This window comes from Pseudoalteromonas lipolytica, assembly GCF_900116435.1.
Lineage (GTDB): Bacteria > Pseudomonadota > Gammaproteobacteria > Enterobacterales > Alteromonadaceae > Pseudoalteromonas > Pseudoalteromonas lipolytica.
The window spans coordinates 13,068-30,823 of record NZ_FPAZ01000006.1 but is presented as its reverse complement, the minus strand read 5'-3'; the positions used below and the strand labels follow the sequence as shown (position 1 = coordinate 30,823).

Annotated in this window: 16 protein-coding genes; 15 read left to right on the top strand and 1 reads right to left on the bottom strand. The window is 42.3% G+C overall.

Annotated elements, in window-relative coordinates:
* The first annotated feature begins 62 nt into the window (after nucleotides 1-62).
* From BM378_RS07355 to thrC, 4 genes are all read left to right on the top strand, one after another.
* Nucleotides 63-437 carry a response regulator gene (locus BM378_RS07355; protein ID WP_036966301.1) on the top strand — a complete coding sequence of 125 codons (375 nt, stop codon included), beginning with the start codon at nucleotides 63-65 and terminating at the stop codon, nucleotides 435-437.
* A gap of 228 nt (nucleotides 438-665) precedes the next feature.
* Nucleotides 666-3,083, top strand: a complete 2,418-nt coding sequence (thrA, locus tag BM378_RS07350) for a bifunctional aspartate kinase/homoserine dehydrogenase I (protein WP_036966303.1) — start codon at nucleotides 666-668, stop codon at nucleotides 3,081-3,083.
* A 9-nt stretch (nucleotides 3,084-3,092) separates the two neighbouring features.
* A complete protein-coding gene (thrB, locus tag BM378_RS07345; protein WP_074988905.1) occupies nucleotides 3,093-4,019 on the top strand; it encodes a homoserine kinase in 927 nt (308 codons plus the stop codon).
* 18 nt (nucleotides 4,020-4,037) lie between these two features.
* The gene (gene thrC / locus BM378_RS07340; protein ID WP_074988904.1) at nucleotides 4,038-5,321 is read left to right on the top strand and encodes a threonine synthase; all 1,284 of its coding nucleotides are present in this window, start codon (nucleotides 4,038-4,040) and stop codon (nucleotides 5,319-5,321) included.
* A 35-nt stretch (nucleotides 5,322-5,356) separates the two neighbouring features.
* Here thrC and BM378_RS07335 read toward each other — a convergent pair whose 3' ends face one another.
* A complete protein-coding gene (locus tag BM378_RS07335) occupies nucleotides 5,357-5,725 on the bottom strand; it encodes a hypothetical protein (protein WP_036966310.1) in 369 nt (122 codons plus the stop codon).
* 293 nt (nucleotides 5,726-6,018) lie between these two features.
* Between BM378_RS07335 and glyA the strand changes: the two genes are divergently transcribed.
* The 11 genes from glyA (at nucleotide 6,019) to BM378_RS07280 (ending at nucleotide 17,718) form a co-directional block, all read left to right on the top strand.
* Nucleotides 6,019-7,275 carry a serine hydroxymethyltransferase gene (glyA, locus tag BM378_RS07330; RefSeq protein WP_036966312.1) on the top strand — a complete coding sequence of 419 codons (1,257 nt, stop codon included), beginning with the start codon at nucleotides 6,019-6,021 and terminating at the stop codon, nucleotides 7,273-7,275.
* 107 nt (nucleotides 7,276-7,382) lie between these two features.
* Entirely contained in the window at nucleotides 7,383-7,832 is a 450-nt protein-coding gene (gene nrdR / locus BM378_RS07325; RefSeq protein WP_036966316.1) for a transcriptional regulator NrdR, read from the top strand.
* 2 nt (nucleotides 7,833-7,834) lie between these two features.
* The gene (gene ribD / locus BM378_RS07320) at nucleotides 7,835-8,974 is read left to right on the top strand and encodes a bifunctional diaminohydroxyphosphoribosylaminopyrimidine deaminase/5-amino-6-(5-phosphoribosylamino)uracil reductase RibD (protein WP_036966319.1); all 1,140 of its coding nucleotides are present in this window, start codon (nucleotides 7,835-7,837) and stop codon (nucleotides 8,972-8,974) included.
* 4 nt (nucleotides 8,975-8,978) lie between these two features.
* A complete protein-coding gene (locus BM378_RS07315; RefSeq protein WP_074988903.1) occupies nucleotides 8,979-9,632 on the top strand; it encodes a riboflavin synthase in 654 nt (217 codons plus the stop codon).
* Nucleotides 9,633-9,674: 42 nt separating this feature from the next.
* Nucleotides 9,675-10,790, top strand: a complete 1,116-nt coding sequence (gene ribBA / locus BM378_RS07310; RefSeq protein WP_065979732.1) for a bifunctional 3,4-dihydroxy-2-butanone-4-phosphate synthase/GTP cyclohydrolase II — start codon at nucleotides 9,675-9,677, stop codon at nucleotides 10,788-10,790.
* A 230-nt stretch (nucleotides 10,791-11,020) separates the two neighbouring features.
* Complete coding sequence (gene ribH / locus BM378_RS07305; RefSeq protein ID WP_036966328.1) at nucleotides 11,021-11,485, top strand: 6,7-dimethyl-8-ribityllumazine synthase; 465 nt, start codon at nucleotides 11,021-11,023, stop codon at nucleotides 11,483-11,485.
* 15 nt (nucleotides 11,486-11,500) lie between these two features.
* On the top strand, nucleotides 11,501-11,911 hold the full coding sequence (gene nusB, locus BM378_RS07300) for a transcription antitermination factor NusB (RefSeq protein WP_036966330.1): 411 nt from the start codon (nucleotides 11,501-11,503) through the stop codon (nucleotides 11,909-11,911).
* A 44-nt stretch (nucleotides 11,912-11,955) separates the two neighbouring features.
* The gene (gene thiL, locus BM378_RS07295; RefSeq protein ID WP_074988902.1) at nucleotides 11,956-12,930 is read left to right on the top strand and encodes a thiamine-phosphate kinase; all 975 of its coding nucleotides are present in this window, start codon (nucleotides 11,956-11,958) and stop codon (nucleotides 12,928-12,930) included.
* Nucleotides 12,927-13,412 (top strand): phosphatidylglycerophosphatase A family protein, encoded by a 486-nt coding sequence (locus tag BM378_RS07290; RefSeq protein ID WP_036966334.1) that lies wholly within the window; start codon nucleotides 12,927-12,929, stop codon nucleotides 13,410-13,412. Before thiL ends, BM378_RS07290 begins: the two co-directional genes overlap by 4 nt.
* 33 nt (nucleotides 13,413-13,445) lie before the next feature.
* Entirely contained in the window at nucleotides 13,446-16,532 is a 3,087-nt protein-coding gene (locus BM378_RS07285; RefSeq protein WP_065979734.1) for a ligand-binding sensor domain-containing diguanylate cyclase, read from the top strand.
* Between the two features lie 73 nt (nucleotides 16,533-16,605).
* Nucleotides 16,606-17,718 carry a hypothetical protein gene (locus BM378_RS07280; protein ID WP_036966338.1) on the top strand — a complete coding sequence of 371 codons (1,113 nt, stop codon included), beginning with the start codon at nucleotides 16,606-16,608 and terminating at the stop codon, nucleotides 17,716-17,718.
* The last annotated feature ends 38 nt before the right edge of the window (nucleotides 17,719-17,756 follow it).

Below are 17,756 nucleotides of genomic sequence, written 5' to 3'. Positions count from 1 at the left end.
TTAGTCATCTTTAATTTATCCTCTATTAACGCTGTGTTTGCAACAGCGAAGATGTATATTTCATGAGTAATTCTAATTTTTCAGTGCTTGTCTGTGATGATTCAAACGTTGCCCGAAAACAGGTCGTACGCTGTTTAGGTGACTGCATCAGTGCCGACATTAAACAAGCCAGTAACGGCCGTGAGGCACTTGCTTTATTGCGGCAGCAAAACTTTGATTTGCTTTGCCTCGACTTAACCATGCCAGAAGTTGATGGTGTTGCTGTACTTGAAACGATTAAAGCCGAAAAAATAGAGTGTTTTGTGTTGGTTATTTCGGCGGATATTCAAACAGAAATGAAGCAACGAGTCGCAAAACTTGGTGCCATTGATTTTATTGATAAGCCGATAGAACTTGTCCGCTTAAAAACAACTTTGCATAAATTTGGTATTCATTAAGTCTTTATATAACCTAATTGCATAATTTATCTTTTTATTAAGGGTTGACAGACTGGCTGTTTTTAAGGCAGTCTAGGGGCTATGAAAACATTTAATCACGCAACGACCATTATTATTACAACCATCATCCTTACGGGATAGTGGCATAGGTCGGTGCAACAAAATTAAAGGCCTGTGTTCACTAGAACACAGGCCTTTTTTCGTTTATGGGATGAGGAAACATAAATAATGCGAGTATTAAAATTTGGCGGGTCGTCCTTGGCTGACTTCGCATGTTTGCAACAGGTAGCTCAGTTAGTCAAACAAGAACTTAAAGATGAAATGCTATTAGTGCTTTCTGCACCGGGCGGCATGACTGATTCACTCGTTGCGCTAGCGAGTGCAGCAGAGCAGGGGCGTGATTATAGTGAGTTATGGCATGCACTGGTTAATCGTTGTGAGCAGTTAAAGGCGGATGTAGAAGCAGAGTTTGGCGCAGTTGATAATTGGCCTAATTTAAATGACCTAAAAAATAAATTGGATGGTGTTGCATTATTAACGTGCTGCCCAGACCAAGTTAAAGCTTATGTTATTAGCTTTGGTGAGCGAGTGAGTGTAGCGCTCATGCAGCGTATGTTAAAAGAGAGTAATGCGCACTACCTTGAGGCAACCGATTGTATTGCTTCTGTTGGTGGATATATTGATGCAGAAGCAGACTTAGCCGCGAGTAAGTTGCGTTTTCGTGAAGCATTAAAAGCAGCACCAAGTACCATTTACATCATGCCTGGTTTTACTGCGGCTAATGAGCAAGGCGAGCTTACAACACTTGGCCGTAATGGCTCTGATTATTCAGCAGCAATTGCTGCAGCCTGCTTAGAAGCCGATGTTTGTCAAATTTGGACCGATGTTGACGGTGTTTACAATGCGGACCCGCGTTATATCAAAAAAGCCTCTAAAGTAGATTCGCTGTCTTATAAAGAAGCGATGGAACTTTCTTACTTTGGTGCCAAGGTGTTACACCCAAAAACAATTTTGCCATGTGCTAAAGCTGGCGTACCTTGCGAGATCAAAAATACTCATAACCCTCGCGCTGAAGGCTCTGTGATCAGTAACGATAGCGTATCATCAGAACCTGTTAAAGCGTTATCAAGCTTACAAAACCTTGCAATGCTAACGGTCTCAGGTCCCGGCATGAAAGGTAAAGTGGGTATGGCATCTAAGGTGTTTAATGCCCTTGCTCATGACAATGTATCGATTGTGTTAATTACGCAATCGTCGTGTGAATTTAGTATCAGTTTTTGTGTTCACGAAAGTGATTTAGCGCTGGCTCTAGAAGCGTTGCAAACGGCTTTCGAACTTGAGTCGCAAGCTGGGCTTATTGAACCCGTTCAAGTACAACGTAATTTAGCGATTGTTACTTTAGTGGGCGACAATATGCGAGCGCATAAGGGTCTTGCAGCAAAATTCTTTGCTTCATTAGCGCAAGCGCAAGTCAACATTGTGGCGATTGCCCAAGATTCAACAGAGAGTGCTATTTCTGCGGTTATTGATGGTGAGCTGTGCAATGATGCTGTGAAAGTGTGCCACGAGAACTTTTTTACACATATTCCATCAATCGATATGTTCTTATTAGGCTGTGGTTTAGTTGGTCAAGAGCTTATCCAGCAACTTGAGCGCCAGCAAGCATGGCTTGAAAAGCGCAATATTAAGCTTAATTTGTACGGTGTTGCTAACTCAAAACAACTCTATCTCGACAGTGACGGTATTGCCTTTAGTGATTGGCAAGAAAAATTAGCGGTATCGGAGCAAGGTTTTGACTTAAAACTCGTTGAGCAATTTGTGAAACAAAACCATTTAATCAACCCTGTTATTGTTGATTGTAGCTCAGCCGATAAACTCGCCGCGCAGTATGTTGATTTCTTAAATGCTGGTTTCCATGTTGTGGCTGCGAATAAAAAAGCAAATACCAGCTCATTTGCGTACTATCAAGATTTGATTTCTGCGACACAAAAGAATAACCGTAAGTTTTTATACGAAACCAACGTAGGGGCAGGTTTACCAGTCCTTGATAATTTAAAGTCATTATTTGGCGCGGGTGATGAACTTATTAAGTTCAGCGGCATATTATCAGGCTCATTGTCGTACATGTTTGGTGCTTTGCAAGATGGCCTCTCGTTGAGCGAAGCAACTGTAAAGGCAAAAGAAAGTGGCTTCACTGAGCCAGACCCACGTGATGACTTATCGGGGACCGATGTTGCTAGAAAGCTGCTGATCATTGCGCGTGAGTCTGGACTTGAACTTGAGTTAAGCGATATTGAAGTTGAATCTGTATTACCAACAGGGTTTGCAGAGGGAGATTCGGTTGCTGAGTTTATGGAAAAACTGCCCAGTCTTGATGCTGCTTTTAATGACCGTATCCAAAGTGCAGCAAGCGAAGGTAAAGTGCTGCGTTATGTTGGCACTATTGAAAATGGTCACTGCAAAGTAGGTATTGAAGCGGTTGATAGTAAGCATGCACTTTATGATATTCGTGATGGTGAAAATGCACTGGCGATTCTTAGCCAATATTATCAGCCTCGTCCGTTTGTTATCCGTGGCTATGGTGCGGGTGCAGAAGTGACTGCCGCAGGTGTATTTGCTGATATCTTAAAAACATTATCACGCTAGGAGAAGGTTATGATCCGTATTTACGCACCGGCTTCTATCGGTAACTTTGCGGTTGGATTTGATGCTTTAGGTGCCGCATTGGCCCCTATTGATGGCAGCCTACTTGGTGATGTGGTTGAGGTATCTGCAGCTGAGCAAGACACATTTGTGTGCTCAGGAGAGTATGCCAGTAAGTTACCAGCTAACGCAGAAGAAAATCTTGCCTATCAGTGCCTTATTCATTTTAAAGCGCATGTTGCACCGGCCATGCCCACAGTGAAACTAGAGCTTAAAAAGAACTTACCAATCGGTTCTGGGCTTGGGTCAAGTGCATGTTCTGTGGTTGCTACATTTGCTGCGCTTGATCAGTTTGCTAAAACTGACTTATCGCAAGAGCAGTTGATTGAACTTATGGCTGATTTTGAGGCGATTGTGAGTGGTGGTCGTCATTACGATAACATCACGCCATGTTACCTAGGTGGTTTACAGTTAACAGGCGATCTTATTCCCAATAAATCCATTGCGTTACCGGTTGATGAGCGCTGGTATTACGTGGCAGCTTTTCCTGGCTTTTCTCTTAATACGGCAAAAGCTCGCTCGGTTTTACCCACGCAACTATCAATGCATGACAGTGTCGAGTTCGCACAAAGATTGTCTGCATTCAGCAGCTTGTTACTGACAGGGCGTTTTGATGATGCCTTATCAATTATGCGTGATGAAATTGCTGAGCCACACCGAGCGCCACTTATAAACGGGTTTAGCGAGGCGAAGCATGCTTTACCAGAACTTGGCGCTGAGATTGTGAGTATTTCGGGTGCTGGACCGACTCTTTTTACAGTGTGTAAAAGTCTAGAAGCCGCTAAGCAATGCGCAGCGTGGCTTAATGATAATTACATTAATGAACATGGTTTTTGCCATATTTGCCAGCTTGATCAGCTTGGCACGCGACAGCTATAAAGAATTTAAGGAACTACAATGCAATTACATAATTTAAAAGATGCAACACAACAGGTGTCGTTTATTGAAGCTGTAAAAACGGGTTTGGGTCGTAACCAAGGCGTTTTCTTTCCAGATAGCTTGGCGCCTATTGCTGATATTGATGCTTTATTGGATTTGGACTTTGTTACTCGCAGTAGCAAAATCTTATCCCATTTGATTGGGGATGAATTACCCGCAGACACCGTTGCTGAGATGGTACAAAATGCGTTTAACTTTGATGTAAAACTTGTTGAAGTCGAAAAGGATATTTACTGTTTAGAGCTTTTTCACGGGCCAACATTAGCGTTTAAAGATTTTGGTGGGCGTTTCATGGCAGAGTGTCTTGCACAATTTAGCCAAGGAGAAAAAGTTACTATTCTAACCGCAACGTCGGGTGACACAGGTGCTGCGGTTGCGCACGCCTTTTACAACAAACCGAATATTGATGTGGTTATTCTATATCCGAAAGGCAAAATTTCGCTAGCACAGCAAAAACTATTCACTACGTTAGGCAACAACATTCATTGCTATGCGGTTGATGGCAGCTTTGATGATTGCCAAAGCATGGTAAAACAAGCGTTTCTCGATGATGAAGTAAAAGAAAAGCTAGGGTTAAACTCAGCGAATTCAATCAACATCAGTCGTTTAGTTGCACAGGTGTGTTACTACTTTGAAGCAATAGCACAATTGCCAAAAGCGCAACGTGCTAAAGCGCATATCTCTGTACCAAGTGGAAACTTTGGTAACGTGTGTGCTGCGATGATTGGCGCTGTACTAGGGATGCCAGTGGCAAAACTTAGTGCAACAACCAACCAAAACGATACGGTGCCTCGTTTCTTGCAAAATAAAGAGTGGGCTCCTAACGCAACGATTGAATCGTTATCGAACGCGATGGATGTGAGTAAACCAAACAATTGGCCGCGTGTTCAGCACATGTTAGATAATGCATGGTTTAGTTATGATGACTTTTATTCAAGCTGTGTCGATGAAGAGAAAACCAAAGAGGTGATGAAAAAAATTCATCAAACAGGGTATGTTGCAGAGCCTCATACTGCGATTGCATACCAAGGCTTAAAAGAAAACATTGCACCGGGCAGTGCGGGTATCTTTTTAGCGACGGCACACCCCGCTAAATTTAAAGAAAGCGTGGAAGAAATACTCGAGATTGAGTTACCGATGCCAAAGCCTTTAGCAGATGCGTTAGCAAAGCAATGTCTTGCAGAAGATATTGTGTGTGATTACCAGCTTTTGCGTACTGAGCTGTTAAAAAAACTGGCGTAAAAAACCATAAAAAAGAGCGGCTGAGCCGCTCTTTTTTAATGCAATATTGAATGACTATGCCGGTTTAAAATTCGCATCACAAGAATCACCACAGCGGTAATACACAGTAACACGCCAATCACTGAAACAAGTTCATTTTGTGTCCATTGGATCAAGGTATATGCCGCAATAAAAACAATAAATGGTTTAAATTCATAGTAATAATAGAGCTTTCTTTGATTTACTCGTTGACTCGAATGATCTGTGCGTCTTGCATTTGAGCGCATTCGCCAAATATTTGCACCCAGTAAAAAGAGTACGATACCGATGACTGTAGGCACCACATTATTCGCTAATGTGATGCAACTAATGCCGAGGATAAAGTAGCCATAGGGGGCGGCTTCGTAAAGAGGTTTTGCTAACATGAGATTTATACCATCCTTGATATTTATTAAGACTATTAGGGTAGTTTGAAAATAGTAAAAAGCAATGCCTGTGTGCTATTTTTTATGCAAATGACATTTTAAAAACCTATGTAATATTTTAAATTCATAAATTTTCGTTATGTATCAATAAAAAAATATCATTATTAAAACACTGTGAAATAAATTCAATCCCTGTTTAAATATGTTCATCTTTACACGATAGGCAAATGTGCGTTTTCAGCGTACAATATAGCCTTCAAAAAAACACCATACACGTTGCCTTAGGAGACCCCATGTTAGAACGTAGCATGAATATTTCGGATTTCGATCCAGAGTTATTTGCAGCCATCACTAAAGAGACGGCTCGTCAAGAAGAGCACATCGAACTGATCGCGTCTGAAAACTACTGTAGCCCACGCGTGCTAGAAGCACAGGGTTCTCAGCTTACAAACAAATATGCTGAAGGTTATCCAGGCAAACGTTACTATGGCGGTTGTGAGCACGTTGACGTTGTTGAACAATTAGCAATTGACCGTGCAAACGAGTTATTCGGCACAGACTACGCAAACGTACAACCGCACGCTGGTTCACAAGCTAATGCGGCTGTTTTCCAAGCGCTTCTTCAGCCACATGACACCGTACTAGGTATGAGCTTAGCTCATGGTGGCCACTTAACGCATGGTTCACACGTTAACTTTTCTGGTAAAACGTACAACGCAATTCAATATGGCCTAAATGAAGAAACGGGCGAAATTGATTACGCTCAAGTTGAAGCGCTAGCACTAGAGCACAAACCAAAAATGATCATTGCGGGTTTCTCTGCATACTCAGGTATCGTTGATTGGGCTAAGTTCCGTGAAATCGCTGATAAAGTGGATGCGTACTTATTCGTAGATATGGCACACGTTGCAGGTCTTATTGCGGCTGGCGTATACCCAAGCCCAATCCCTCACGCGCATGTTGTTACAACAACAACTCATAAAACATTAGCGGGTCCTCGTGGCGGTCTAATTGTTTCTGCGTGTGGTGATGAAGAGATCTATAAAAAGCTTAACAGCGCCGTATTCCCGGGTGGCCAAGGTGGTCCTTTATGTCACATCATCGCTGCTAAAGCGGTTGCGTTTAAAGAAGCATTACAGCCTGAATTCAAAACGTACCAAGCGCAAGTGGTTAAAAACGCACAAGCAATGGTTGAAGTGTTACAAGAGCGTGGCTATAAAGTTGTTTCTGGTAAAACAGACAACCACTTATTCCTTCTAGACCTAATTGATAAAGATATCACAGGTAAAGATGCTGACGCTGCCCTTGGTAATGCAAACATCACAGTAAACAAAAACTCAGTACCAAATGACCCACGTTCACCGTTTGTAACGTCGGGTCTTCGTATTGGTTCTCCGGCAATTACGCGCCGTGGTTTCAAAGAAGCTGAGTCTAAAGAACTTGCTGGCTGGATCTGTGACGTACTAGACAACATCAACGATGCATCAGTACAAGCAGAAGTAAAAGAGAAAGTTAAAGCAATCTGTAAAAAACTACCTGTTTACGCTTAATTGCTGGTTAAACCGTAATTAAGATAACAATAGTGTTGTTTTTTGCTATTATAAAGGCCGCTTATTAAGCGGTCTTTTTTTGTTTTTATAAACGGAAGTTTAACCTTATGCATTGCCCTTTTTGCACAGCAAAAGATACTAAAGTAATCGATTCACGACTTGTTGGCGGTGGTCACCAAGTTAGACGCCGTCGCGAATGCAACGAATGTCACGAGCGTTTTACCACCTTTGAAGGTGCTGAACTTGTTATGCCAAGGGTGATAAAGCAAGACGGTAGTCGAGAACCTTTTAACGAAGACAAATTATTAAATGGTCTGCACCGCGCATTAGAAAAACGCCCAGTGAGTACAGAGCAAATCGAAGAAGTCGTCAACGTGATTAAATCACAGCTACGTGCCACCGGAGAGCGTGAAATCTCAAGCCATTTAATCGGCGAGTGTATTATGGAATCGCTCAAAAAGCTTGACAAAGTAGCTTATGTTAGGTTTGCCTCAGTATATCGCTCATTTGAAGATATTCGTGAGTTTGGCGAAGAAATTGCCCGTTTAGGTGATTAAGCATGTCGTTCACTGAACTTGATAGCATTTATATGGCACGCGCTATTGAGCTTGCCAAACAGGGCCGTTTTACCACGACGCCAAACCCTAATGTGGGTTGTGTACTTGTTAAAGACGGCCATATAGTTGGTGAGGGTTTTCATCAACTTGCCGGGCAGGGTCATGCCGAGGTGAATGCACTGGCCGTTGCTGGCGATAATGCCAAAGGGGCAACAGCCTATGTGACGCTTGAACCTTGCAGTCATTATGGTCGTACTCCGCCCTGTGCTGAAGGCCTAAAAGCGGCTGGTGTAAGTAAAGTGATTGCTGCAATGGTAGACCCAAATCCAGCAGTCAGTGGCCGTGGCTTACAAATATTGGCTGATGCAGGTATTGACGTTGCCTCTGGGTTACTTGAGCAACAGGCGCGCGATTTAAACAAAGGCTTTTTGAAGCGAATGGAAACAGGGTTGCCTTTTGTTACCTGTAAAATGGCCTGTAGTTTAGATGGAAAAACGGCACTTAATAACGGTCAAAGTAAATGGATCACGGGTCCGCAAGCACGCCAAGACGTTCAAGCATTTCGCGCACAAAGCTGCGCAATTTTGAGTGGTGCAGATACCGTTATCAGTGATAACGCCAAATTAAATGTGCGTACTGAAGAGCTGCCATTTGCAATGCCAACATCATTGCCGATACGTCAGCCAACACGTGTGATTATCGATTCGCAAAACAGACTCACCCCAGATCTCGCTTTATTTAGTATTGAGAGTCCGGTGATTATTTTCACAACACAGCTTGATAATCAGCAACAATGGCCACATTTTGTAAAACACGAAGTGGTGGCAGCTAACAAGAATAAAGTTGATTTATCGGCCGTTTTAGCACGGTTAGCCGAATTACAATTTAATCATATTTGGCTTGAAGCAGGAGCAACCCTAGCGGGCGCTTTTGCACAGCAAGACCTAATAGACGAATACATTGTTTATATTGCCCCAAAGTTAATAGGTGATATGGGCAAAAGCTTACTAAACTTTGCAGAAGTAACAGCCATGGGTGATGTCACTCAATTAACGTTTACCGACACACAGATAATTGGCGACGATATCCGCTTAACAGCGTACAAAGCAAAGCAAGCCACACACACTGAAGATAAAGAGTAGCATTATGTTTACTGGAATAATTGAAGCAACAGGTAAAATTGTTGAATTAACACAAAAACAAGGTGATCTCGCTATTCGTATTCAAAGTAATGATTTGGATATGAAAGACGTAAAACTAGGCGACAGTATTGCAACAAATGGTGTGTGCTTAACATTGGTTACTAAACATAGCGATGGCTTCAGTGCTGATTTATCAAATGAAACCATTAGCCTGACAGGGTTTGCGCACTATAAAAAAGGCCAAACCGTGAATCTAGAAAAGGCCATGCAGCCAATTTCTCGCCTTGGTGGGCATTTAGTGTCAGGCCATGTTGATGGCATCGCGACAGTTGAAAGCATTACCGCCAATGCCAGAGCAACAGAGTACTGGCTAAGTACTGACCATAATTTAATGAAATACATTCCGTATAAAGGGTCGGTATGTATTGATGGAATTAGTTTAACGGTGAATGAGATCGAGCAAAATCGCTTCAAGCTGACCATTGTTCCACACACCGCTGAGCAAACGACGATTGCAGAATTTCAAGTGGGCACGCAGGTTAACTTAGAAGTTGATCAAATTGCTCGCTACTTAGAGCGCCTGATCAAAGGGGCTGAACAACCTTCCCGTTCAGACATATCTATGAGCTTGTTAGCGCAAGCTGGTTTTATTAAATAAGCGAAGATACGTCATTATTAATCATACTCTCATGGGCACATTATGAATTTACACAGCGCGCAAGAAATTATCGATGACATTAAAGCCGGTAAAATGGTTATTTTAATGGACGATGAAGATAGAGAAAATGAAGGCGATTTAATTATCGCAGCAGAGCACATAAGTGCAGATGCTATCAATTTTATGGCAACGCATGGTCGTGGTTTAATTTGTTTAACCATGACTCAAGAGCGTTGTCAGCAGTTAGAATTACCGTTAATGGTTAAAAATAACGGAGCGGCTTTCTCAACAAACTTCACAATGTCGATTGAAGCTGCAAAAGGCGTAACAACCGGTATTTCAGCTGCTGACCGTGCACGCACAGTGCAAGCGGCCATCGCGAAAGGAGCTGTGCCAAGCGATATCGTACAGCCGGGTCATATTTTCCCTATTATGGCACAACCTGGCGGCGTTCTTACCCGTGCGGGTCACACTGAAGCGGGCTGTGATTTAGCGCGCTTGGCTGGTCTTGAGCCTTCTTCTGTTATTGTTGAAATTCTCAATGCCGATGGCACCATGGCCCGTCGTCCCGACCTTGAAGTGTTTGCTAAAGAGCATGGTCTGAAGATTGGTACAATTGCTGATTTAATCGAGTACAGAAATCTAAACGAAACCACCATTGAACGTGTTGCAAAATGTAAGTTGCCAACCGATCACGGTGAATTCGATTTAGTGACGTATAAAGACACCATTGATGGTCAGCTCCACTATGCATTGCAAAAAGGCGACGTATCGAAAGATGACGCTACGTTAGTACGTGTTCACTTACAAAGTACGTTTAACGATATTTTACTGTCAGACCGCAGCGCAGATCGTAGCTGGAGTTTATCAGATGCAATGGCCTATATTGCTGAGCATAACGGCGTATTGGTTATCTTAGGTAAACAAGAATCAACCGAAGATCTTGAAGCAACGGTCAAAGCATTTGCAGCAGAAGATGCGGGTGAAAATGTCAGTCATCGTAAATTCCAAGGCACGTCACGCACAGTGGGTGTGGGGTCACAAATTTTAGCAGACCTTGGCATTGAGAAAATGCGCTTGATGAGTCGTCCGAAGAAGTATCATGCATTGTCTGGTTTCCACTTAGAAGTGGTTGATTACGTTGAGCCGCAGTCTTAATTAACGCACAGCTTAGTTAACAAAATTTACTAGCAAGCTAATTTTAAGGCCAAGGTATTCTTGGCCTATTGCATGTAAATTCAAGGCAGTAAGCGTTGAAAGTAACCGCTGGAGATAGATTTATTATCCAGAGTTCAGGTTAACTAGGCGACTTTTATATTTTTGTGGTATTATGCGCCGTAATTTTTGCGCAATCGCAACCGCTTAAACTTATTTTTTAGGGTTATTAAATGAAAATTATTGAAGGTAACAAATACGCACCGGGCAAAAAATTTGCCATTGTCATTTCACGCTTTAATGACTTTATTGGTAGCAGCCTTTTAGCAGGTGCTGTTGATGAGCTTAAGCGCACAGGTGGTGTATCTGACGACGACATTACTGTTGTTTACGTACCAGGTGCCGTTGAATTACCTTTAGCAGCGAAACGCGTTGCAGCAAAGAAAGAACATGATGCAATCATCGCCCTCGGTGTCGTGATCAGAGGTGGTACACCACACTTTGATTTAGTCGCTGGCGAATCAAACAAAGGTCTTGCACAAGTATCACTTGAGTACGATATCCCGGTTGCATTTGGCGTATTAACCACTGAAAGCATTGAACAAGCAATCGAACGCGCAGGCACCAAAATGGGCAATAAAGGCGGCGAAGCTGCTTTAGGCGCGCTCGAAATGGTTAATGTGTTAGACAAAATTTAAGTTTAAGGAATCTCTGTGAAACCAGCAGCAAGACGTAAAGCACGCATCTTAGCACTTCAGGCCGTATATTCTTGGCAGTTAAGTGCCAACCCAATTGCTGATATCGAACAGCAAATGTTAATTGAAAATGATGTGACTAAAATCGACGTCGAATATTTCAAAGACCTAGCACGTGGTGTTGTTGTTAACTGTAAGCAACTTGATGAGATTGTTGCACCACATTTAGCACGCCCTGCTGATGAGTTAGATATGGTCGAAAAAGCAATTTTACGTCTGTCTGCCTATGAGCTTAAGTTCCGTGAAGACGTACCCTATAAAGTAGCAATCAATGAAGGTATTGAGCTTGCGAAAATGTTTGGTGCTGAAGACAGTCATAAATTTGTCAACGGTGTACTTGATAAAGCAGTTAAAGAACTGCGTAAGTAAGTAACCCCGTAGAGGAGAGCCGGCTTGGGCCGGCTTTTTTGTGTATGAAGGAATTTGAATTAATCAATCGTTACTTTAAAGGTCGCGGTATTATCCGCCGTGATGTAAACCTTGGAATAGGTGACGATTGTGCGTTGGTCACCGTGCCTGAAAACTGTCAGTTAGCCGTGACAACTGATACCCTAGTTGCAGGAGTTCACTTTTTTGATGATATCTCTCCTCGTGCACTTGGACATCGAGCACTGGCCGTCAACTTAAGTGATTTAGCGGCGATGGGTGCAGAGCCTACGTGGATTTCGGTTGGTTTAACTTTGCCAGAAGCAAACGTTGAATGGCTTGAAGAGTTCACTGAAGGGATGAATGAAATTGCCGAATACTTTAATGTGCAAATTATAGGGGGAGACACCACGCAAGGGCCTCTCACCATTACTATTTGTGCAAAAGGTATCGTACCGCAAGGCAAAGCTCTGCGTCGCAGTGGTGCAAAAGTGGGTGATTGGATTTACGTGACAGGCCCCTTAGGTGATGCAGGTGTGGCGATTGAAGCGCGCAAGCAAGGTTTCAATATCGCACCAGAGCATTTATCGTATTTAAATAATCGCTTTGATTACCCCGCTCCTCGTGTTGCCGCAGGACAAGTATTACGTGGTGCAGCATCTGCTGCAATCGATATCTCCGATGGCTTGTTGGCTGACTTAGGGCATATTTTAGCGCTTTCTCAAGTAAGCGCGGTTATAAATGTTGATAAAGTTCCGGTGTCTGACGCCGTGAATGCGTCAATTCCGCGTGCTGAGCAGTTTGATTATATTTTAAATTATGGTGACGATTACGAACTACTTTTCACTGTGCCAGAAAGTAACAAAAGCATGGTGGATATGAAGCTTCGTCAGTATGGCGTTGAAGCCAGTTGTATTGGACAAATCAAAAATGGCGTAGGCGAAATTGAACTTTTACTTGATGGTGAAAAATTTAACTATCAAGGTAAAGGATTTCAGCATTTTACGAAGGAGCCGGTTTGAGCAGTAACCGTTTATTCAATTTAAAACGTCCACATCAATTTTTTGGTTTGGGTTTCGGTTTAGGTTTAGCGCCTAAAGCGCCGGGTACATTTGGTACTTTTGCTGCGTTGCCACTAATTTTTACTACAATGTACTTTCCACTGTGGTTGCAAATTGTGTTTGCTGTGGTGATTAGTGTGTTTGGTATTTGGGCATGCGGTAAAACAGCTGATGACTTAGGGGTACATGATCATCCTGCCATTGTATGGGACGAAGTAGCTGGTTATTATATCACCATGATTGGTGCTGCTCTCAGTTGGCAGTCACTGTTAGTTGGTTTTTTATTGTTCCGTTTTTTTGATATCGCTAAACCAGGCCCAATACGTATTCTTGATAGACGTTTACATGGTGGTCTGGGCATCATGGCTGATGATATTCTAGCAGGTGTATTTTCATTGATTTGTGTTCAAGCTTTGTTTAAAAGTGGCCTTTTACCTTTTTAAGCAATGAATTAAGGTTTTCTTGGTGGCAAAGGTATGATGCGATTTCTAGTGGTTTGTTTGTTGATGTTTTGTAGCACGTCGGTGTTTGCATCTATCACTGAGTACGTTGTCAAACAATGGAATATCCAAAATGGCTTGCCATCACAATCATTAAAAAGCATTGCGCAAGACGAACAGGGTTATATGTGGCTAGGCACCCAGTTTGGTCTTAGTCGTTTTGACGGTAATACATTTACTAACTTTAATACACAAAATAGCGATTTTTTACCAAGCAATGGTATCAACAAGCTATTAGTTGATAGTGATGGTTTGCTGTGGGTTGGCACCAAAAATGGGTTAGTCACACTCGACCCCGAAACCATGATGTCGCAAACTTTCAATGTGAAAGGCCCCGTGCGGGACATTTTAGAAGACTCAAAGGGCAGTATTTGGATTGCTGCGAATGGTCTTTATTATGTCGCTCGTAACCAGGTAGCACTGCAACAGAACTCAGCGTTAAGTGTTCCGGTGTCTAACGCGACCGCAATCACGCAAATTGTGGGTTCTGTCAGTCAAATGGCGCTCTCTCCTGAAGGAATTTGGCTGGTAAATGAACGTCACTTACTGCGCTTAACCAATACCTCATCTGATTTTGCGAAACTGCGCTTAGAGTTAACCGCAAAAGTCTCACTTCCCGAGCGTTTAGCACAAACGATTATCCATGATATGGCTTGGCTTGAAGGTAACTTGTATCTTGCTTCTGAGCTGGGTGCTTACTTTCTTGATTTAGACGATGAACTACGCCCATTTCCTTTGCCTAATGCGAGTAACTCGGCGGTGTATAAATTCATGAGTGACTCCGATGGGGCATTGTGGATCTCAACCTATGGGCGACTCTTGTTCCGTGATAACTCGGGTGACTGGCAATGGGTAGAGCCGAGCCAACTTGATCAAAGTATTTGGTTTGCAGATATCTTCCGCGATAACCAAAATAATATTTGGTTAGCAAGCTTTAGTGAAGGTTTATGGCTTGCACATGAAGGGCGTATTGAGCGCCACTCAGCAATTTCTAACATGACCGAGGCGGTAATGGCGATAAGCCAAGCCCCCGACGGCAAGCTGTGGGTTGCTAACCGAAGTGGTGTTGGCTATTTCGATTACAATAAAAACTTTGTTAACAAAATCCCTAGTAATCAATTTGGTCGTGCCGCTGTGCACGATTTGCAGTTTGATGGTGATCGCCTTTATATCGCAACAGGTCGTGGCGTTTTTTATTACGAGAACCAAAGTTTATATACGGTGCCCGGCCGTGCATTACGAGACAACCCAGTGTTTGCTATTAGTCGCTCCAATAAAGGAGGATTTTGGTTAGGGACTGGGCGCGGTATGTATCGTTTAAGTTACGGGGGGCTTACTCCATTTGCCTATAACGCGTTCCTTGGTAGTAAATTTATTACTTATGTACTTGATGAACAGAACTTTGGTCTTATCGGAACCAGTAAAGGAGCTTACTACTTTACCGACCGCGGTATTGAAAAAATAGGCGACCAAACAAGCTTAGAAAGTGCCTACGTCACCAGTATTTTAAACATTGAAGGGGTTGGCATTTTAATAGGCTCATTAAATGACGGCTTATTTTATCGCAGTACAAAAGGGCAGTGGCGGCAGCTTGATGCCACCGATGGTTTACCTTATGGCTCTATTTTTAGTCTAGTGTATGACAAGCAGTTGAAGCGTATTTGGGTTAGTACCATGAAAGGCGTATACCGTATGCCGGTTGAACAGTTTGGTACTGATATTGAAAGCTTGAAAGTGGAGCAGGTTATCTCATCGTTTGATCGTCAACTCGATGGTAAAGCGAGTCAATGTTGTGCGGGGCTTGGCCATGATGCGGTTGCAGATACAGGAAATTCAATTTGGTACCCAAGCTTGCAAGGTGTTGTTGAGATTCCGAAAAGTGTAGAGCTTTTTGGAGTGAAAGCATTAAAGCCACGCATTGAAAATATTGTTACTCCATTGCGCCATTTGAGCACCGCAACATTAGGTAACAAACCTGAGCTGCAAATAGATGAGCGTGACATAACGATTAAGTACACAGCGATTGATTACTATGCGCCTTCGAGTATTGAATTTCGTTATCGATTAAGCGGATTAGACAATGATTGGCGATACGCGAATACGCGACGTGAAGCTATTTATACTAACTTACCCCCAGGTTCTTTCTTATTTCAACTTGAAGCAAAACGCCGGGGTGAAGATTGGAAAAAAGCACGCCGAACAGAGTATTCATTTATTGTACCGCGCCGCTTTGATGAGACTATTTACTTTAGGTTGCTGATCACCAGCAGCTTTATTCTATTGTTTTATCTTGTATTCTGGGTGTTTAGAGCGCAAGAGAAGCGTAAGCAATTGGCGCTGGAAAGTTTAGTTACTGAGCGTACCGTAGAGCTTCGTGAGGCTAACGATAAACTTAACCAAGTGAACTCGCAGCTTAAGTTAGTCAGCCACTCTGATGAGCTAACGGGGCTTCGTAGTCGTCGCTTCTTATTTGATCAATTACCGAAAGACATTGAACACTTTCAGCGAAATTCACAGTCATTGCAGGCACAAGGTAAATCGTTGGTACTGTTAATTATTAATTTTGATAATTTTAGCCGTATTAATGACGCGTATGGTCCGCTTGCAGGCGACAGCTGTTTACAACAAATGGCTACGTTGCTTAATAGCCGTACTCAAGGTTCCGACTACGTGGCTCGATGGAGCGGCGATGAGTTTTTACTCTTACTGCGCGATTTTAAACGCACCGCGATAGATGATTATGTTGCAGAATTATGTGAAGCAGTGGCGAGTAACTCATTTAGGTTACCAAATGGTGAGTCGACAACAATCACCGCATCAATCGGTTGGTCGTTTTATCCATTGCCTTTATTAGGCGGCCAAGTAATTGGCTGGGAAACGTCTGTCAATTTAGCTGATATTGCACTGCATCAAGTTAAAAAGCGCGGGGGTGATGGTGTGGCTAATATTACCTTTGATGAGCAGCTAGATGCATTTGAGTTTGAACAAACCAATAATGTTGATCAGCAACTCAGTGTTTTACAAGAGAATGGCCTAGCAGACATCAAGATTTGGATGCGCTAGATATGATTTTTTGATTTACTAATATATAGTGGTGATAACATTTTGTTGGAGTTGTATTTAAAAGGAATGAAATATGAAAACAATGAAAGTAATTTTAATTTCCCTTTTGTGTCTTTATTCGTTTAGTGGTGTAGCAGATATTCAATCTGAGGCTTTTTTTTGCAAGCAATGTACAAGTAAAGACATTGCTAGAACAATAGCAAAAAATGAGTACGTAAACCCTAAGAAGTGTTACCCAGAAGACCCTAACCGTCCAATGAACGATGCTAATATGATTTGTAGCTCTGTTCAGAAAAATGTGGTTTTAGTTAACCCTGACACGAAAGCTGTTTATAGTTTTTTATTAGGGCACAGTAACGTTGCTCCAATTTTTCCTACCCTAGCATTAGACATGACACTGAGCCAGAATCAAATTGAAGGCTACCAAGCTGTTGTTGATTACAATGCTGCGCTTAATTATGCAGTAAGCAATATTCAAAATTATAAAGCAATTAACTCTCAGTATTTAATGACTTTTAATGCAAAGGCTACGCGTACATCTTCATCGGCATCTTGCCCAGATAATTCAGCTTTATCCATCATAGTCGAGCCGAATAAAATAAATCAGCTCAAAGAGTTGATGAATTTATCTCTAATGTTTAACTTAGAAAGTTCTCCAAGCGCAGACGTCTTAGATCGTATTAACAATTCAGGGCGAGTCAGCTCCACTAGTGTTGGAGTTAACCTAATGGGTGTAAATTTCACCGTACAATACACTGATGAAACGAAAAAGCCTACCCTAATTTGGGAGTTTGAACAAAGCGAAAAAGAAAGTTCGTTCAAAGATGGTTTAGTTTTTGATTATGAAATCTACCTTCATGATTCTAATGGCGCGCCACGTGCCCGTTACACTATTATTGATGAAGCATCGAGAGTTGCAGGCATGACTCTTTCAGCTCTAAAAGGGCATGATGCAGGACCTTCAGTAATTGACAATGAATGTACTCTAGATAAGTTAGCAGAATTGAATGAAACAGGCATGTTCACTAATTCAAATGGAGATGTTTTAGGTTTTAATGGTTCAGATGGGGCTACAAATACTGTAATTAACGGTGCTGGAAGCGGTAGAACATGCACAATCTTTTTTCAGCAATATGGAACTGGTGACACTATAGTATTCCGTGTTCCTAGGTCAATGTGTAATTAAAAATGCCTTGTCTATTACTAGAGAAGGCATTGTGAGGC